General features: G+C 72.7%; 15 protein-coding genes and 2 tRNA genes. 12 read left to right on the top strand and 5 right to left on the bottom strand.

What is annotated here, in order from left to right; translation table 11 throughout:
* Positions 1-19 precede the first annotated feature (19 nt).
* Entirely contained in the window at positions 20-541 is a 522-nt protein-coding gene (locus ACZ6O5_RS24815; protein WP_465980170.1) for a M48 metallopeptidase family protein, read from the top strand.
* Between the two features lie 255 nt (positions 542-796).
* Complete coding sequence (locus ACZ6O5_RS24820; RefSeq protein WP_465980171.1) at positions 797-1399, top strand: hypothetical protein; 603 nt, start codon at positions 797-799, stop codon at positions 1397-1399.
* Positions 1400-1997: 598 nt separating this feature from the next.
* Here ACZ6O5_RS24820 and ACZ6O5_RS24825 read toward each other — a convergent pair.
* Positions 1998-3200: a zinc-dependent metalloprotease gene (locus ACZ6O5_RS24825; protein ID WP_405094327.1), complete on the bottom strand. Its 1203-nt coding sequence runs from the start codon at positions 3198-3200 to the stop codon at positions 1998-2000.
* A 184-nt stretch (positions 3201-3384) separates the two neighbouring features.
* Here ACZ6O5_RS24825 and ACZ6O5_RS24830 point away from each other — a divergent pair, with 184 nt between their 5' ends.
* From ACZ6O5_RS24830 to ACZ6O5_RS24850, 5 genes are all read left to right on the top strand, one after another.
* Positions 3385-4398 (top strand): YlbL family protein, encoded by a 1014-nt coding sequence (locus tag ACZ6O5_RS24830; protein WP_465980172.1) that lies wholly within the window; start codon positions 3385-3387, stop codon positions 4396-4398.
* Positions 4399-4525: 127 nt separating this feature from the next.
* The gene (locus ACZ6O5_RS24835) at positions 4526-7513 is read left to right on the top strand and encodes a UPF0182 family membrane protein (protein ID WP_465980173.1); all 2988 of its coding nucleotides are present in this window, start codon (positions 4526-4528) and stop codon (positions 7511-7513) included.
* Positions 7514-7639: 126 nt separating this feature from the next.
* Positions 7640-7713: transfer RNA gene (locus ACZ6O5_RS24840), tRNA-Met, on the top strand.
* A 176-nt stretch (positions 7714-7889) separates the two neighbouring features.
* Positions 7890-7963 (top strand) — tRNA-Met (locus ACZ6O5_RS24845).
* A gap of 106 nt (positions 7964-8069) precedes the next feature.
* Positions 8070-8321, top strand: a complete 252-nt coding sequence (locus tag ACZ6O5_RS24850; RefSeq protein WP_281937804.1) for a hypothetical protein — start codon at positions 8070-8072, stop codon at positions 8319-8321.
* Positions 8322-8382: 61 nt separating this feature from the next.
* Here the strand turns inward: ACZ6O5_RS24850 and ACZ6O5_RS24855 are convergent, their stop codons facing one another.
* Entirely contained in the window at positions 8383-9720 is a 1338-nt protein-coding gene (locus ACZ6O5_RS24855; RefSeq protein WP_465980174.1) for an ABC transporter substrate-binding protein, read from the bottom strand.
* 120 nt (positions 9721-9840) lie between these two features.
* On the opposite strand from ACZ6O5_RS24855, the gene ACZ6O5_RS24860 reads away from it, so the two are divergent.
* The gene (locus ACZ6O5_RS24860) at positions 9841-10674 is read left to right on the top strand and encodes a phosphoribosylaminoimidazolesuccinocarboxamide synthase (RefSeq protein ID WP_465980175.1); all 834 of its coding nucleotides are present in this window, start codon (positions 9841-9843) and stop codon (positions 10672-10674) included.
* Between the two features lie 70 nt (positions 10675-10744).
* Entirely contained in the window at positions 10745-11482 is a 738-nt protein-coding gene (locus tag ACZ6O5_RS24865; RefSeq protein ID WP_465980176.1) for a VOC family protein, read from the top strand.
* Positions 11483-11586: 104 nt separating this feature from the next.
* On the opposite strand, the gene ACZ6O5_RS24870 is transcribed toward ACZ6O5_RS24865, so the two are convergent.
* Together ACZ6O5_RS24870 and glpK are read right to left on the bottom strand one after the other, a co-directional pair.
* Entirely contained in the window at positions 11587-12096 is a 510-nt protein-coding gene (locus tag ACZ6O5_RS24870) for a GNAT family N-acetyltransferase (protein WP_465980177.1), read from the bottom strand.
* Positions 12097-13581, bottom strand: a complete 1485-nt coding sequence (gene glpK / locus ACZ6O5_RS24875; RefSeq protein ID WP_465980178.1) for a glycerol kinase GlpK — start codon at positions 13579-13581, stop codon at positions 12097-12099.
* Positions 13582-13646: 65 nt separating this feature from the next.
* Between glpK and ACZ6O5_RS24880 the strand changes: the two genes are divergently transcribed.
* Positions 13647-14585, top strand: a complete 939-nt coding sequence (locus ACZ6O5_RS24880) for a ribose-phosphate diphosphokinase (RefSeq protein WP_396777967.1) — start codon at positions 13647-13649, stop codon at positions 14583-14585.
* Between the two features lie 80 nt (positions 14586-14665).
* Here the strand turns inward: ACZ6O5_RS24880 and ACZ6O5_RS24885 are convergent, their stop codons facing one another.
* Positions 14666-15133, bottom strand: coding sequence for an ATP-binding protein (locus ACZ6O5_RS24885; protein WP_465980179.1), 468 nt, complete (start codon positions 15131-15133; stop codon positions 14666-14668).
* A gap of 115 nt (positions 15134-15248) precedes the next feature.
* Here ACZ6O5_RS24885 and macS point away from each other — a divergent pair, with 115 nt between their 5' ends.
* On the top strand, positions 15249-16373 hold the full coding sequence (gene macS / locus ACZ6O5_RS24890; protein ID WP_465980180.1) for a MacS family sensor histidine kinase: 1125 nt from the start codon (positions 15249-15251) through the stop codon (positions 16371-16373).
* Positions 16370-17017 (top strand): response regulator, encoded by a 648-nt coding sequence (locus ACZ6O5_RS24895; RefSeq protein ID WP_107161025.1) that lies wholly within the window; start codon positions 16370-16372, stop codon positions 17015-17017. The genes macS and ACZ6O5_RS24895 overlap by 4 nt, the downstream gene beginning before the upstream one ends.
* Position 17018 lies beyond the last annotated feature (1 nt).

The raw sequence follows: 17018 nt of genomic DNA on the forward strand, positions 1-17018 counted from the left end.
GAGGCTGCGCGGCCCGGTAATGGCCGGGACGCGGAAGCCCGTCGTCGAGGTGCGGCGCAGCCAGCGCCGGCGACGCACGGTGTCCGCGTACCGGGACGGGGAGCGCGTCGTCGTGCTCATCCCCGACCAGTTCTCCCGGGCCGAGGAGAGCGAGTGGGTCGACCGGATGCTGGCCCGGCTGGCCGCCCGGGAGGGCCGGTTCGCCCGCTCGGACGCCGAACTGCTCGCCCGGGCCGCCCGCCTGATCGGCCTCTACCTGCCGGAACACGGGTCGGCCGCGGAGCCGGCGAGCGTCCGCTGGGTGACCAACCAGAACGGCCGCTGGGGTTCCTGCACCCCGGCCGACCGCACCATCCGGATCTCCCACCGGATCCAGGACATGCCCGACTGGGTGATCGACTACGTCCTGCTGCACGAGTTGACGCACCTGATCGTGCCCAGCCACAACGCCCAGTTCTGGGCCTTGGTCGCCCGCTATCCCCGCGCCGAACGGGCGCGCGGCTACCTGGAGGGCGTCGCCGCCACCGCCGGCCTCCCCTGACCCGCCCCTCCCTCGCCCCACCCCGCCGCCGCCCGCCGCCCCGCCCCGCCGCCCGCCGCCCCGCCCTCCGTCGCCCCGCGCCCTGATTCACGGAAAGTGGCGCTATCCAGGCCCGGATAGCCCCACTTTCCGTGAAAGTGCGGCCCGGCGCGTCGCGCGGCGGCGGTGTGGGCGTGAGGGGCGTGGTGGGGGATGTGCCGCGCTGCGGAGAGGTGGTGGGGGCGGGATGGTGGGGGGCGGGGTTAGGGTCGGCGAATGGTCCGACGTGTGGTGGTGGCGTTGCTCGGTCCGGTGACCTGGACGCCGCCGGGAATCGAGCCGGCCCGGTGGCGGACCGCCCTCGCCGAGGACGTGGTGGACCTACTGGCCACGCTGAACGAGGTGGAGACCGCGGTGGCGGTCACCCCGGCGGACCGCTGGCTGGCCGACGCGGTGGTCTGGCCCGGCACCTCCGTGCACGAGGTGCCCGAGCCCACCCCGAACGCCGTCTTCGCGGCGCTCACCAGCTACGACCAGGCTGCCGTGGTCGCCGCCGACGCGCCCGACGTGCCCGGTCTGACCCTCGGCAAGCTGCTCCGGCCGCTGTCCAGTCGGCCGGTGGCCGTCGCGCCGGCGGAGGGGATCGGGCCGGGCCTGCTCGGGGTGGCCGCGCGCCTGCCCGTACCGAAGTGGGTGCCGGCGCTGGACCTCGACACGACCGTGCCGGGCGAGGTGCGGGCCGCCGCGCCCCGGCCCGGCGACGTGGCGGTGACCGCCGGCTGGCGACGCCTGCGCGGCCCGGCCGACCTCGGCGCCCTGGATCCGGCGTTCGAGGGGTGGGACGCGACCCGGGCGTTGCTCTCCGGCCACCCGAGCTGACCGCCCGCTCCGGCCCGCTTGCCCCCTCGGCTCGCCTGCCGCTCGGCTCGCCTGCCTGCTCGGCTCGCCTGCCGCTCGGCTCGCCTGCTCGGGCCCGCTCGCCCGCTCGCCCCGCCTTGCTCCGGCCCGCCCTGCTCTGGACCTCGCCAGCCGGCCTCGCTTGGTGGCCGGAACGGGCCGGGGCTCTGGGCGTCGTCCGCACGGTGCCTGAGCGGTCGGAGCATCCCTTCTCCGCACCTACCACCTTGAGGGCGTGGACGGGTCAAGCGTGGTGGCGAGGGCGCGTCGCGGCCCGGCCGGCTCGCGGATCGACAGCGGCCTCCGCGACCGCTGCCACGGTGAGTCGGTTACGCCATCAGGTCCGTAGGCACCCGGGGTATCTCCACTCGACCGGCAGCGGTCGAGGTCGTCGACGGGACGCGCCCCGGACACCCGTCCGCGACGGCTGCGCCGCGCGCTCCGACGGTGCGCGGTGAGGCGTGGCAGGCGGGCGCACGTGAGGCGTGGCGGACGGCGCACGGTGAGGCGCGGCGGGGGACCCGCAGGACGGGCAAGGGCCCGCACGGACGTCCGTGCGGGCCCCTGTCGACGTGTGGCGTCAGGACCTGCCGTCGTCCTCGCCCGGGGTCGGCTCCTCGGGCGCGCCCGGCGCGGAGAAGTCGAAGTTGGCCAGCTCCTCGTCGAGGTCGCTGCCGGTCGCCGCGAACGCCTCGGGGGCGGCGAAGTCGTCGTCCGAGGGCAGCAGGTCGGGGTGGCCCCAGATCGCGTCCCGGCCGGCGATGCCGCGCTGCTCGGTCAGCGCCGCCCAGAGCACGGTCGCCTCGCGCAGCCGACGCGGTCGCAGTTCGAGGCCGACCAGGGCGGCGAACGTCTGCTCGGCGGGGCCACCGGCGGCGCGGCGGCGGCGGAACGCCTCGCCGAGGCGTACGACGTTGGGCAGGCGGTCACCGGCCGCGCTGTCCACCACGTGGCACACCCAGCCCTCGACCAGGGCGAGGACGGTCTCCAGCCGGGCCAGGGAGGCCTTCTGCGCCGGGGTGTCCTCGGGGGTGAAGATGCCTTCCAGGGCGATCGCCTGCATCGACTCCGGGTCGGTCGGGTCGACCCGGCCCATCGCCTCCTCGATCGCCTCCCGGTTGACCCGGATGCCGGCGGCGTAGTTCTCCACCGCCGTCAGCACGTGCCCGCGCAACCACGGCACATGCTGGAAGAGGCGCTGGTGGGCGGCCTCACGCAGGGCCACGTAGAGGCGTACCTCGTCCTCCGGCAGCTCCAGGCCCTCGCCGTACGCCTTGATGTTGGCGGGGATGAGCGCGGCGGCGCCGGCGGGGCCCAGCGGCAGGCCGATGTCGCCGGCGGAGAGCACCTCGGCGGCGAGCGAGCCGAGGGCCTGGCCGAGCTGGCCGCCGAAGAGCGCGCCGCCCAGCGTGGCGACCATCGACTGCATCGGGCCGAGCTGGGCGCGGGCCTCCGGCGGCACCAGGTCGCCCATCGCGCCGACCATCCGGCTGGCCACCGGGTCGCAGAGCTTGCGCCACACGTCGAGCGTCTTGAAGATCCACTCATTGCGGTTCCAGGCGACCGACGAACGGATGCCGGAGGGCCACGAGGTGGCCGGCTCCAGCCAGAGGTCGGCGATGCGGAGCGCATCCTCCACCGCGTTGCGTTCGAACGGCGAGACCGCCGGGTCGCCGGTGGCGGCGAGCTGGCTCGCGGCGACCTGTCGGGCGAGGTCCCAGTTGACCGGCCCGCTGCCCGGCGCGGACAGCAGGTGCTGCAACTGCGACATGAACTGCTGCATCTGCGCGGGATCGTTGGGGTCTGGTGGTTGCCCACCCGGGAGCGCGAAGCCGAACGGAATATCAGGCACGACGTCTACGGTACGCGGGCCCCGCCGCAGGTCGGGCCCGTCGGCGTTGCGCTGAGGGCGAAGTCCGCCGGTCACCGCGCCGGACGGTGGGGGACGGATCGGTACGCTCTGGCGCATGAGACGTCGCGGCATGACCGTCCTTCTCGGTGCCCTGCTCACCGCCCTGCTCAGCGTCGGCGTGCTGAGCGTGCCCCTGCCGTACGTGGTGCTCGGCCCCGGCCCGACCGTGAACACGCTCGGCAGTGAGAACGGCAAGGAGATCATCCAGGTTTCCGGCCGCGCGACGTCCACCTCCGCCGGGCAGCTCCGGCTCACCACGGTCGGTGTGCAGCCCACCGTCCGGCTGCGGTCGGCGCTGGCCGGCTGGTTCTCCTCCGAGGAGGCGGTGGTGCCCCGCGAACTGGTCTATCCGCCGGGGGAGTCGCAGGAGGAGGTCGAGAAGCGCAACGCGGAGGACTTCCAGAACTCGCAGACCAGCGCCGAGACGGCGGCGCTGCGCGAGCTGGGCTACCCGATCAGGGTGCTGGTCAAGACCGTCACGCCGGGTGGGCCGTCGACGGACGTGCTCCGCGCGGACGACGTGCTCACCTCGGTCGACGGGACGCCGGTGACCAGCGCGGCCAAGCTCACCGAGTTGATCCGGGCCAAGCCGGCCGGCACCGCGCTGACGATCGGCTACACCCGGGGCGGTACGCCGGGCACCGCCACGGTGACCAGCCGCGAGCAGGACGGCCGGCCGCGCATCGGAGTCGAGATCGACCAGCAGCAGCCGCACCCGTTCACCCTGAAGATCGACCTCGGGGACATCGGCGGGCCGAGCGCCGGCCTGATGTTCACGCTGGGCATCATCGACAAGCTGGAGCCGGCCGACCTGACCGGTGGGAAGATCGTCGCCGGCACCGGGACCATCGACGACGAGGGCCGGGTCGGCCCGATCGGTGGCATCGCGCAGAAGCTGGTCGGCGCGAAGGACGCCGGCGCGAAGGTCTTCCTGGTCCCGGCGGACAACTGCGCCGAGGCGGTCCGTAACCCGCAACCGGATCTGCCGTTGCTCAGGGTGGCGACGCTCGACGACGCGCTCAAGGCGCTGGAGACGCTGCGTGCCGGGGGGCAGCCGACACGCTGCTGAGCAGGACCGGTCACCGGCCCCGGGGCGATCGTGACGTGACCTTGACCCGACGTGTTCAGGAACACCCCGTACTCTTGGGTGCCTGGTCGGAGCCGATCACATCAACCGTGCGGAGCCAATAGTGGTCATGCGTAGCAGTCCCCTGCCGAGGATGAGCCGACGCGGACGCGTCACCATCGGGGTCCTGGTCGGGGTGTTCGTGTTGTTCACCCTGCTCGGGTGGGGGGTCAACGCCTGGACCGACTGGCTCTGGTTCGACGAGGTCCGGTACACCCAGGTCTTCACCGGCGTGCTCGCCACCCGGCTGCTGCTGTTCCTGGTGGTCGGCGTGGGGATGGCGGTGATCATCGCCGGCAACCTCTGGCTGGCGTACCGGCTGCGGCCCCGGATGCGTCCGCACTCGGCCGAGCAGGCCACGCTGGAGCGCTACCGGATGCTGCTGAGCCCTCGGCTCGGCACCTGGATCGCGCTGGTCTCCGCCGTCGTCGGGCTCTTCGCCGGGCTTTCCGCGCAGACCCGGTGGGCCCAGTGGCTGCTGTTCCGCAACGGCGGCAACTTCGGCGTCAAGGACCCGGAGTTCGGCGTCGACGTCGGCTTCTACGTGTTCCAGCTTCCGTTCTGGCGTTACGTGCTCGGCGTCGGCTTCACCGCGGTGGTGCTGGCCCTGCTCGGCGCGCTGGCCGTGCACTACGTCTTCGGCGGGGTCCGCCTCCAGGGCGTCGGGGACCGGATGACCAACTCCGCCCGCGCCCACCTGAGCACGCTGGTCGCCGTCTTCGTCCTGCTCAAGGCCGTCGCGTACGTGCTGGACCGGCGCGCCATGCTGCTCGAGTACAACGAGGGCGCGAAGCTCTACGGCGCCGGCTACGCCGACGTGAACGCGCTGCTCCCGGCGAAGGAGATCCTCGCCTGGATCTCCGTCCTGGTGGCCGTCGCGATCATCGTGTTCTCCAACGCGGTGATGCGGAACCTGGTCTGGCCCGGCATCTCGCTGGCCCTGCTCGGCGTCTCCGCGGTGGCGATCGGCGGCATCTACCCGTGGGCGGTGCAGACGTTCGAGGTGAAGCCGAGCGCCCGGGACAAGGAGGCGCCGTACATCGAACGCAGCATCAAGGCGACCCGGTCCGCGTTCAGCCTCGACGGCACGAAGACCACACCGTACGCGGCCAGCAACCTCGTGCCACCCGCCAGCCTGTCCACCGACACCTCGGTGGTGTCGAACATCCGGTTGCTCGACCCGCAGCTCGTCTCCGAGACCTACACGCAGCTCCAGCAGGTGCGTGGCTTCTACGACTTCGGCTCGAAGCTGGACATCGACAGGTACGCGGTCAAGGAGAAGACCTCCGACTACGTGGTCGGCGTCCGGGAGATCAACTACGGCGAGCTGACCGACCAGCAGAGCAACTGGATCAACCGGCACACCGTCTACACCCACGGGTACGGCCTGGTGGCCGCGCCGGCGAACCAGGTGGTCTGCGGCGGACAGCCGTACTTCGTCTCCGGCTTCCTCGGCGAGAAGGCGCAGGAGGCGTGCTCCTCGCCGACCGAGGAGATCCCGGCCCAGCAGCCGCGGATCTACTACGGCGAGCGGATGGAGCCCGACGACTACGCGATCGTGGGGCAGAAGGGCGAACGCAACGTCGAGTTCGACCGGCCCACCCAGACCGGCGGCGAGCAGTACTACACCTACACCGGCGAGGGCGGCGTCAAGATCGGCTCGTTCCCCCGGCGGCTGCTCTACGCGATCAAGGAGCAGGAGTCGAACTTCCTGCTCTCCGAGGCGGTCAACGAGAACTCGAAGCTGCTCTACGTGCGTAACCCGCGCGACCGGGTGGAGAAGGTCGCGCCGTTCCTCACGCTCGACGGCGACCCGTACCCGGCCGTGGTCAACGGCCGCGTGCTGTGGATCATCGACGGCTACACCACGGCGGCGACCTATCCGTACGCCGAGCGGGTCAACCTCCAGTCGGAGACCGCCGACGAGCTGACCGGCCGGGGCACGTTCCAACTCGCCCGGGAGAACGTCAACTACATCCGCAACTCGGTGAAGGCGACCGTCGACGCGTACGACGGCACGGTCAAGCTCTACTCGTACGACGACACCGACCCGGTGCTGAAGGCGTGGAACAAGGCCTTCGGCGGCGACGTCGTGCTGCCGAAGGGTGACATCCCGCCGGAGCTGGCCGAGCACTTCCGCTACCCGGCCGACCTGTTCAAGGTGCAGCGCAACCTGCTCACCAAGTTCCACGTGACCGACCCGGGCGACTTCTACTCCGGCCAGGACTTCTGGCAGGTGCCGAACGTGCCGGACGCGCCGGACAGTGGGCAGAAGCAGCCGCCCTACTACCTGTTCACGCAGTTCCCCGGGCAGGACAGGCCACGGTTCCAGTTGACCTCCGCGGTCACCCCGAACGGGCGGCAGAACCTGGCCGCGCTGGTCTCCGGCTCGTACGTGGACGGGCAGCCGCGCCTGGAGGTGCTGGAGTTGCCGGACCAGACCCGGATCTCCGGGCCGACCCAGGTCCACCAACAGATGACCAACAACGGCGACATCCGTCAGCAGCTCAACCTGCTCTCCTCCAACCAGGCCCAGGTGCAGTACGGCAACCTGCTGTCGTTGCCGTTCGCCGACGGAATGCTCTACGTCGAGCCGGTCTACGTGAAGAGCAGCAGCCAGGACGCGTACCCGCTGTTGCAGAAGGTGCTGCTCTCGTACGGTGACGGCGGCTCGTACGTGGTGCTCGCCAACAACCTGAGCGACGGCATCAAACAGCTGGTCGAGCAGGGTAAGCGGGCCGGCTCGGGCACCCCGCCGCCGAGCGACGACGGCAACACCCCACCGCCGACCGGCGGCACCAACACCCCGCCGCCGCTCACCGGCGAACTGGCCGACGCGGCCGGCAAGGTGCAGACCGCCATCGCCGAGGTCAAGGCCGCGCAGACGTCGGGTGACTTCGAGCGGTACGGGCGGGCGCTGAAGGCGCTGGACGAGGCGATGACCGCGTTCCAGCAGGCCCAGGCGGCGGCGAAGGGATCCGGCAACCCGGCGCCCTCGGGCAGCGCCTCGCCGTCGGCACCGGCCTCGGCCTCGCCGTCGCCGTCGCCGAGCGGCTGACCTCGCGCGACGACACTCCGGGCCCGTGGTCCGGTGGCCCTGACGGTCACCGGAACCCGGGCCCGGGTCGTGTCGGGCACCCGTTTTGCGCCTCGTCGGGACGGTGCGCTAGGGTTAACGAGCCGACGCGGGGTGGAGCAGCTCGGTAGCTCGCTGGGCTCATAACCCAGAGGTCGCAGGTTCAAATCCTGTCCCCGCTACTCGCAACGAAGGGCCCCGGAGTTCGCTCCGGGGCCCTTCGCCGTTTCCCCGGTGCCGGTGCCGGTGCCGGTGCCGGTGCCGGTGCCCGGGCTCGGCGGTCCGGCGCGGGCTCCGGCGGGATCGGGGACCCGGCTGATCTCCGCGATCCGGATGCGATAGGCTGTACACATACCGACGCGGGGTGGAGCAGCTCGGTAGCTCGCTGGGCTCATAACCCAGAGGTCGCAGGTTCAAATCCTGTCCCCGCTACTCGCAACGCGAAGGCCCCGGAGTTCGCTCCGGGGCCTTCGCCGTATCCGGATCTTTCCGTCCCGTCCGGCGTGCCCCGGTTGCGCGCCTCGGCGAGGATGGGGGCATGGCTGGATGGAACAGATGGTGGGGCCGCCTGAGCGCGGTCATCGGTACGGTCGTGCTCTCGGTCTTCGTACCGGTTGCGGCCTGGGCGTCGACCGGGACCGGTGAGGTCGTGGTGGAGGCCGCACGACGGCGTTCCCGGGGCGGTGGCTTCGGCGTCCTCGGCCTGCTCTGCTGCCTGGTGGTGGTCGGCGGGATCGTGCTGCTGGTGTTCATGTTGATGCGGAACCGGCGGAACCGTCCGCCGCGCTGACGCCGCTCCCGGTGTCAGGCGGGGGCCCTCCTCTAGCGAATGCGTTGAGCGGGGCCCCGCCTTACCCTCCGGCGAGGGCGGCGTTCGCCCGGGCCATGAAGCGTGAGGTCGCGGTGCGGGCCCCGGCCCGCTTGCCCCGGATGCTCTCCGCCGCGTCGATCAGCAGGGTCCGCACCGTGGCGTGCCCCTTCGGCGGCGGCGCGGGCGCCGGGCCGGCCAGCCCGTCCAGCTCCACGCCCAGGGCGGCCACCCGCTTCTCGGCCCGGTCGGTCAGGTCGGCGGCGACGTACGCGCGGACCTGCGTGCCGGGGCTGAGGCCGCGTTCGAAGCCGAGGACCCGGCCGGCCGCCACGTTCGTGGTCAGGAAGTTGAGCACGTCCACCACCACGCCCGGGTGGCGGGTCCCGCGGAAGCCGGCCCAGTACATCGACGCGCGGGGCCACTGCGCGGCCGGCGTGCCGGGAAAGGCGACCGCGCCCAACTCGTCCTGGGTCAGCCGTTGCAGCTCCGGAAACTGGTGCGACCAGGCGAAGGACGCCGCGGCGTGGCCGGTGACCACGAGCTGCCGGGCCAGCTCGCCGCTGTCCGCCTGCTCGACCAGGGCGGCGCTCGGGGTGGCCCGGTCGAAGCGGGCGACCTCCCAGAACTCGAACCAGTCGAGCAGTTCGGCCGAGCTGAAGCCGAGCTGCCGGCCCTGGTACAGCTCGCTGCCCTGCCCGCGCAGCCAGAGCCAGAGCGCCCGGTAGTCGCCGGAGGGATCCATGGTGCCGGCGACCCGGTTGCCGGAGGCCCGGGTGACGCGGGCGGCCCAGCGGGCGTACTCCTCCCAGGACATGCGGGTGCGCGGCTCGGGCTCGTCCAGTCGGCGCAGCAGGTCCCGGTTGAACACCAGCGCCGCGTTGGTCTGCGCGGCGGGCACCGCCACGGTGCGCTCGTCCACCTGGCCGTACCGGGCCAACTGCTCCGGCAGGCCGCGCAGGTCGAGTCGATCGTCGGTGGTGTGGCGGGTGAGGTCGAGCAGGATGTCGCGGCGGTCGTACTCGGTGAGGAGCGTGTCGTCGATCTGGAACAGGTCCGGCACGTTGCCGCCGGTGGCCTGGGTGGCGAGCCGGTCGTAGTAGCCGTTCAGCCCCTGCCAGGTGATCCGGAAGCTGACCCGGGGATTCTGCTGGGTGTAGAGGCGTAACGCCTGCTCGGTGGCCTGGGCCCGGCGGTTGCCGCCCCACCAGAACACCGACAGCTCGATCGGGTCGTCGTCGGCCACCGCCTCGTCCTCCGCCGGGCTGCAACCAGCCAGCCCGCCGCTCAGCCCGCCGGCGAGCAGCGGCAGCCCGACGAGCGCGCCGAGGAACCGCCGCCGGTCGAGGCCGGGACGGGGTACGGACCACTGAGCGCGCACGGTCTCTCCGAAGGTGGGTGGACGGATCATTCCACCGGCCCTGGCCGGGGGTGTCAACGTCGGGCGGGACGGCCGGTGGGCACGCCGGTCGGCGCACTACGCCATGGTGTACTTAGCGCCGTGGAACTTCTGCACTCGGGCAAGGTCCGGGACGTCTACGCCGACGGCGCGGACCTGATCCTGGTCGCCTCCGACCGCGTCTCCATCTACGACGTGGTGCTGCCGACCCCGATCCCGGACAAGGGCCGCCTGCTCACCGCGCTCTCGCTGTGGTGGTTCGAGCAGCTGTCGGATCTGGTGCCGAACCATGTCGTCTCCGCCACCGAGGTGCCCGCGGAGTTCGCCGGCCGGGCGATCCGGTGCCGGCGGCTGGAGATGGTGCCGGTCGAGTGCGTGGCCCGGGGTTACCTGACCGGTGGCGGCCTCGCCGAGTACGAGCGCACCGGCGCGGTCTCCGGCGTGCCGCTGCCCCGAGGACTGGTGGAGGCGTCGATCCTGCCCGAGCCGATCTTCACGCCGTCGACCAAGGCGCCCAAGGGCGAGCACGACGAGCCGATCACCTACGACCAGGTGGTCGACAAGGTGGGACCGGAGACCGCGGAACGGCTGCGGGAGATCACCATCGACGTCTACCGGCGTGGTGCGGAGATCGCCGCCGACCGGGGCATCCTCATCGCGGACACCAAGCTGGAGCTGGGCTGGACGCCGGACGGCACGCTGATGCTCGGCGACGAGTTGCTCACCTCCGACTCGTCCCGGTTCTGGCCGGCCGAGTCCTACCAGCCGGGTCGGGTCCAGTTCTCCTTCGACAAGCAGTACGTGCGGGACTGGGCCGTCGAGAGCGGCTGGGACAAGCTCCCGCCGGCGCCGGAGGTGCCGGCGGAGGTGGTGGAGGCGACCCGCGCCCGTTACGTCGAGGCGTACGAGAAGCTCACCGGCAACCGCTGGGACTGACCGCGACACCGCCATTCGGCCGCCTGGCGGGCCTTCGTCGCCCAGGTGCGGGCGGTCTAGTCTCGTCGGCATGTCGACGAGGCTCGTGCAGATCACCATGAAGGCCCGGGACGACGCCGCGCTGGGCGCGTTCTGGGCGAAGGCGCTCGGCTGGGGGCTCGCCAGCGAAGGGCCGGGCGTGACCAACCTCGAACCCGAGGGCTTCGGCTATCCCGACCCGTCCGCCGTCTGCGTCGACCTCGTCGTCTCGTCCGAGCCCAAGACCGTGAAGAACCGGGTGCACGTCGACCTGGCCACCGCGTCGCCGGAGCATCAGGCGGAGCTGGTCGCGCGCCTGACGGAGCTGGGCGCGACGCCTGTCGACATCGGCCAGGGTGACGTCCCGTGGACGGTGCTGGCCGACCCGGACGGCAACGAGTTCTGCGTGCTGGAGCCGCGCACCGTCTACCGGGACACCGGCCCGATCGCGGCGGTGGTGGTCGACTGCGCCGACCCGCGGGAGATGGCCCGCTTCTGGGGCGAGGCGACGGACTGGACCGTGCGCGAGGTGACCGACCAGCACGCCTCACTGCGTTCGGCCGCAGGCGTCGGCCCCTACCTGGAGTTCGTCCGCAATCCCGACCCGAAGACCGGGTGGAACCGGGTGCACCTCGACGTCCGCCCCTACCCGGGCGCCGACCTGGCGGCCGAGGCGGCCCGCCTGGAGACGCTCGGCGCGACCCGCGTCGACCTCGGCCGTGCCGACATCCCGTGGACGGTCCTGACCGACCCCGAGGGCAACGAGTTCTGCCTCCTCACCCCGGCCTGACCCAGCCCGCCCCCGCCACCCCGCGATCTTGCACTTTCGGCCCGCGACCTGTCCGGAATGGCCGGAAAGTCGGGGCAGCAAGTGCAAGATCGCGGGGAGAAGGGCTAGGGCACGGTCTTGCCGAGGGAGAGGCCGGCGTCGGTGTAGCCGTGTTGGCGGTAGAAGCGCATTGCGGTGGCGTTGCGGTGGTGGATGCCGGCCGACAGGTACGTGACCCCCTGGCTGCGTGCCCACCGTTCGGCCGCCGCCACCAACGCCGTTCCCACCCCGAGCCCTCTGGCGTCGGGCAGCACGACGGTGTGTACCTGCGCCGAAGGTTCCGGACGCAGGATCTGGTGGTCCGGCGGATCGGCGCACCGCAGCACCTCGACCATTCCGACCACCCGGCGGTCGTGGGTCTCGGCGACGAGGACGGCGTCCCGTCCGGCCGCGTCGGCCAGCACGGCCGCGAAGTGGCGCACCACGGCGGCACGCCGTGGAACGCGGTAGGTGCCGGCGTCGAGAGCACGGTGCGCCCGAGCGTTGGCCAGGCGCAACTCCACCAGTGAGGCGACATCCGCCCCGCTCGCCGGCCTGACCGTCAGCCGTGCGCCCGACCTCTCCGGGGCGGACACCTAGTCTTCCCAGTCCAGGGTGCGTTGGACGGCCTTGTGCCACTGGCGCAGCTCGTGGCGGCGGTGGGCCGGGTCCATGGCGGGCTCCCACTGGGCGTCGGAGCGCCACTTGTCCCGCAGCGTGTCCAGGTCGGGCCAGAAGCCGACCGCCAGACCGGCCGCGTACGCGGCGCCGAGGCAGGTGGTCTCCGTGATCCGGGAGCGCACCACCGGCACGTCGAGCACGTCGGCGAGGAACTGCATCAGCAGTTCGTTGCCGGTCATCCCGCCGTCCACCCGCAGCCGGCGCAGCGCCACGTCGGAGTCGGCGTTCATGGCGTCCACCACCTCGCGGGTCTGGAAGGCGGAGGCCTCCAGCACCGCCCGGGCCAGGTGCCCCTTGGTGATGTAGCCGGTCAGGCCCGCGATCACGCCCCGCGCGTCGCTGCGCCAGTGCGGCGCGAACAGGCCGGAGAAGGCCGGCACCACGTAACAGCCGCCGTTGTCGTCGACGGTGCGGGCCAGCTCCTCGACCTCGGGCGCGGTGGAGATCAGGCCGAGGTTGTCGCGCAGCCACTGCACAAGCGAGCCGGTGACCGCGATGGCGCCCTCCAACGCGTACGCGGCCGGCTGGCCCTCGATCCGGTAGGCCACCGTGGTGAGCAGACCGTGCCGCGACGGCACCGGGCTGGCACCGGTGTTGAGCAGCAGGAAACTGCCGGTGCCGTAGGTGCACTTGGCCTCGCCGGGGCGGAAACAGGTCTGCCCGAACAACGCGGCCTGCTGGTCACCGAGCGCGCTGGCCACCGGCACCCCGGCGAGCACCCCCTCGGCGGTGCCGTAGACCTCGGCCGAGGAGCGGATCTCGGGCAGCATCGCGGCCGGGACGCGGAGCGCGTCGAGCAGCTCCGGGGCCCAGTCGAGCGTTTCCAGGTCCATCAGCAGGGTGCGGCTGGCGTTCGTCACGTCGGTGACGTGCCGCCCGGTCAGCTTCCAGATGAGCCAACTGTCCATGGTGCCGAACAGCACCTCGCCGCGTTCGGCCCGCTCGCGCAGCCCGTCGACGTGGTCGAGCAGCCACCGCAGCTTCGGGCCGGCGAAGTACGTGGCCAGCGTCAGGCCGGTGCGGGCGCGCAGTCGCTCCTCGGCGTACGCCTCGGCCAGCTCGCGCAGCAGCGGGCCGGTGCGGGTGTCCTGCCAGACGATGGCGTTGGCCACCGGCCGGCCGGTGGCCCGGTCCCAGACCACAGTGGTCTCCCGCTGGTTGGTGATGCCCACCGCGGCCAGGTGCTCGGGGCCGAGGTCGACGCCGGCCAGCGCCTCCCGGACCACGTGCTCCACGTTCGTCCAGATCTCCTCCGCGTCGTGCTCGACCCAGCCCGGTCGCGGGAAGATCTGCCGGTGTTCGCGCTGGGCCATGGCGACGATCTCGCCGTCGGCGTCGAAGACGATGCACCGCGAGGAGGTGGTGCCCTGGTCGATGGCGGCGACGAACTCTCCGGTCACGCAGGCACCGTACCCGCCGGGTACGTCCCCCGTCTCCCACCGGGCGGCCCGTACGATCACCAGACGTGCGTGACATTGCCGTGTTCAGCGGGACCGCCCACCCGGACCTCGCCGCCGAGATCTGCGCCCACCTCGCCGTTCCGCTGCACCCGGTGCGGGTGTCCCGGTTCGCCAACGACTGCCTTGAGGTGCAGTTGCAGGCGAACTGCCGGGAGCGGGACGTCTTCCTCATCCAGCCGCTGGTGCCGCCGGTGCAGGAGCACCTGGTCGAGCTGCTGCTCATGATCGACGCGGCGCGGGGCGCGTCGGCCGGCCGGATCACCGTGGTGCTGCCGCACTACGCGTACGCCCGGTCGGACAAGAAGGACGCGCCGCGCATCTCCATCGGCGGGCGGCTGGTCGCCGACCTGCTCACCTCGGCCGGCGCGCACCGGGTGCTGGCCATGACGCTGCACTCGCCGCAGGTGCACGGCTTCTTCAGCGTCCCGGTGGACCACCTGCACGCGCTGCGCGAGCTGGCCGCCCACTTCAAGGGGTACGACCTGAGCGACGCGGTGGTGGTCTCGCCGGACCTGGGCAACGCCAAGGAGGCGGCGGCGTTCGCCCGGATGCTCGGCACCCCGGTGGCGGCCGGCGCGAAGCAGCGGTTCAGCGACGACCGGGTGCAGATCAGCACCATCATCGGGGACGTGGCGGACCGGGACGTGATCGTGCTGGACGACGAGATCGCCAAGGGCAGCACCGTGATCGAACTGATCTCGCACCTGCGCGAGCGGCAGGTCCGCTCGATCCGCCTGGCCTGCACGCACGGCCTCTTCTCCAGCGGCGCGTTGGAGCGGCTGAGCGCGCAGGACGGCGTGCTGGAGATCGTCTGCACCAACACGGTGCCGATCCCGGCCGAGAAGCGGGTGCCGAAGCTGGAGGTGCTCTCGGTGGCGCCGGCGCTGGCCGAGGCGATGCGGCGGATCCACAACGGCGAGTCGGTGAGCGCGCTCTTCGGCTGACCGCGCTCTTCGGCTGACCGCGCCGCGGCCGGACGGTAGTCCACCGCCGCTGCGGCGGGCCGGGAAGATCAGCCGGCCGGTCAGCCGTCCAGCGGCCGGGTGGCGGGCTGCCGGGTGCTCAACGCGGCGGTGATCCGGACGACCGTGCCGGCGTCGCCGGTCTCCACCTCCATGGTGTCGCTCAGCTCCCGGGCCAGCCAGAGGCCCCAGCCGCCGGCGGTCTCCGGGGCCGGCCGGTCGCGGTCGTGCAACCGTCGTTCACTGATCCCGTGGCCGTGGTCGGCGACCTCGCAGACCAGGTCGCCGCCGCGACGCCACAGCCGCAGCCGGCCCCGCCCGCCGCCGTGCCGGACCGCGTTGGTGATCAGCTCGTTGACCGCCAGCACGAAGTCGTCCAGCCGCTGGCCGGCGAGCCCGGCGGCGTGCGCGCAGGAGGTGACCGAGTGCCGCAGCTCGGTCACCTGAGCCTGGTCGAAGGCTTCGGCGATCAGAAGGGAAGGTTCGATGGGCACAACCGTACGCGGTGCGGGGAGTTCTGCGTTTGTCATGACCCCGTCCCGGCAGTGCTCCTCGACAACTTTCGCGGCTTTTCCACCGTACGTCAGGGTTTCTCGGCCCGCACCCGGCGGCCCGCGCGTGACCGGCTGTGGCAGGGTGACGCGCATGCCGTCGTCCCCCGGCCTGGTCGGCCCGCTGTGGCGGTCCATCGCGGTGTTCCGCTTCGCCTCGCTGGCGTACGTCGGAGTGCTGGTGCTGCGCGACGGCAGCCAGTACGCGCACCCGGTGGCCGCCGGCGGCGTCCTGCTGGGCATGCTGGCCTGGAGCGGCGTGACCACGGCCGGCTACCGGCGTCCGGCCGGGCGGCGCTGGCCGCTGCTCCTGGCCGACCTCGGCGTGGTGCTGGGGATCATCCTGGCCACGCCGTGGGTGGTCGGCCGCCCGGCGCTCGCCGCCGGCGTGCCGGTCCTGACCTCCGCCTGGCTGGCCGGGCCGGTGCTGGCCTGGGCGGTCGCCGGCGGGCGGCGTCGGGGCACGGTGGCCGCGCTGGTGCTCGGCGGTGCGGACCTGGCCACCCGGGACCCGATCAACCCGTCCGCGTTCACCGGGGCGATCCTGCTGCTGCTGGCCGGCGTGGTGGTCGGGCACGTGGCCCGGCTGGCGGTCCAGGCGGAGGCCCGGTTGCAGCGGGCGGTGGAGCTGGAGGCGGCCACCCGCGAGCGGGAACGGCTGGCCCGCGACATCCACGACTCGGTGCTCCAGGTGCTGGCGCTGGTGCGGCGACGCGGCGCCGACCTGGACGGAGAGGCGGCCGAGCTGGCCCGGCTGGCCGGCGAGCAGGAGGCCGCGCTGCGGGCGCTGATCGGCCGGGTGGACGCGGTGCCGGAGCAGGCCGGCGCCGACCGTGACCTGCGTGACCTGCTCGACCGGTACGCCTCGACCGAGGTCCAGGTGGCCGCGCCGGCCACGCCGGTGCCGCTGCCGGCCCAGGCGGCCGGGGAACTGGCCGCGGCCGTCGGGGCGGCGTTGGACAACGTGACGCGGCACGCCGGCGGGCGGGCCTGGGTGCTGATCGAGGACGAGGAGGAGACGGTGACCGTCTCGGTACGCGACGAGGGGCCGGGGATCCCGGAGGGGCGGCTGGCGGAGGCCGCCGCGCAGGGCCGGCTCGGGGTGGCCCAGTCCATCCGGGGCCGGGTGGCGGACCTGGGCGGCGAGGTGCGGATCGTCTCCGCCCCGGGCACCGGGACCGAGATCGAGCTGACCGTGCCGAGGAGCCGTCGCCGATGAGCATCCGGGTGATGGTGGTGGACGACCACCCGATGTGGCGCGAGGGGGTGGCCCGCGATCTCACCGAGGCCGGCCTGGACGTGGTGGCGACCAGCGGCGAGGGGCGGCAGGCCGTCCGGGTGGCCGCGGCGGCCCGTCCCGACCTGGTCGTGCTCGACCTGCAACTGCCGGACGTCTCCGGGGTGGAGGTGGTCCGGGGGCTGCGCGCCGCGCTGCCCGAGGTGCGGGTGCTCATGCTGTCGGCAAGCGGCGAGCCGCAGAGCGTGCTGGACGCGGTCAAGGCCGGCGCGACCGGCTACCTGGTCAAGTCCGCCGCCCCGGCCGAGTTCCTCGACGCGGTGCGCCGCACCGCGGCCGGCGAGCCGGTGTTCACGCCTGGCCTGGCCGGGCTGGTGCTGGGCGAGTACCGCCGGCTGGCCGCCGCGCCGCCGGCCCCGCACGACGACGCACCCCGGCTCACCGATCGGGAGACCGAGGTGCTGCGGCTGGTCGCCAAGGGGTTGTCCTACAAGCAGATCGCCGAGCGGCTCCGGCTGTCCCACCGGACCGTGCAGAACCACGTGCAGAACACCCTCGGCAAGCTCCAACTGCACAACCGGGTCGAGCTGACCCGGTACGCCATCGAGCGGGGCCTGGACGAGTGAC

The sequence above is a fragment of the Micromonospora sp. NPDC049201 genome, from assembly GCF_055586805.1.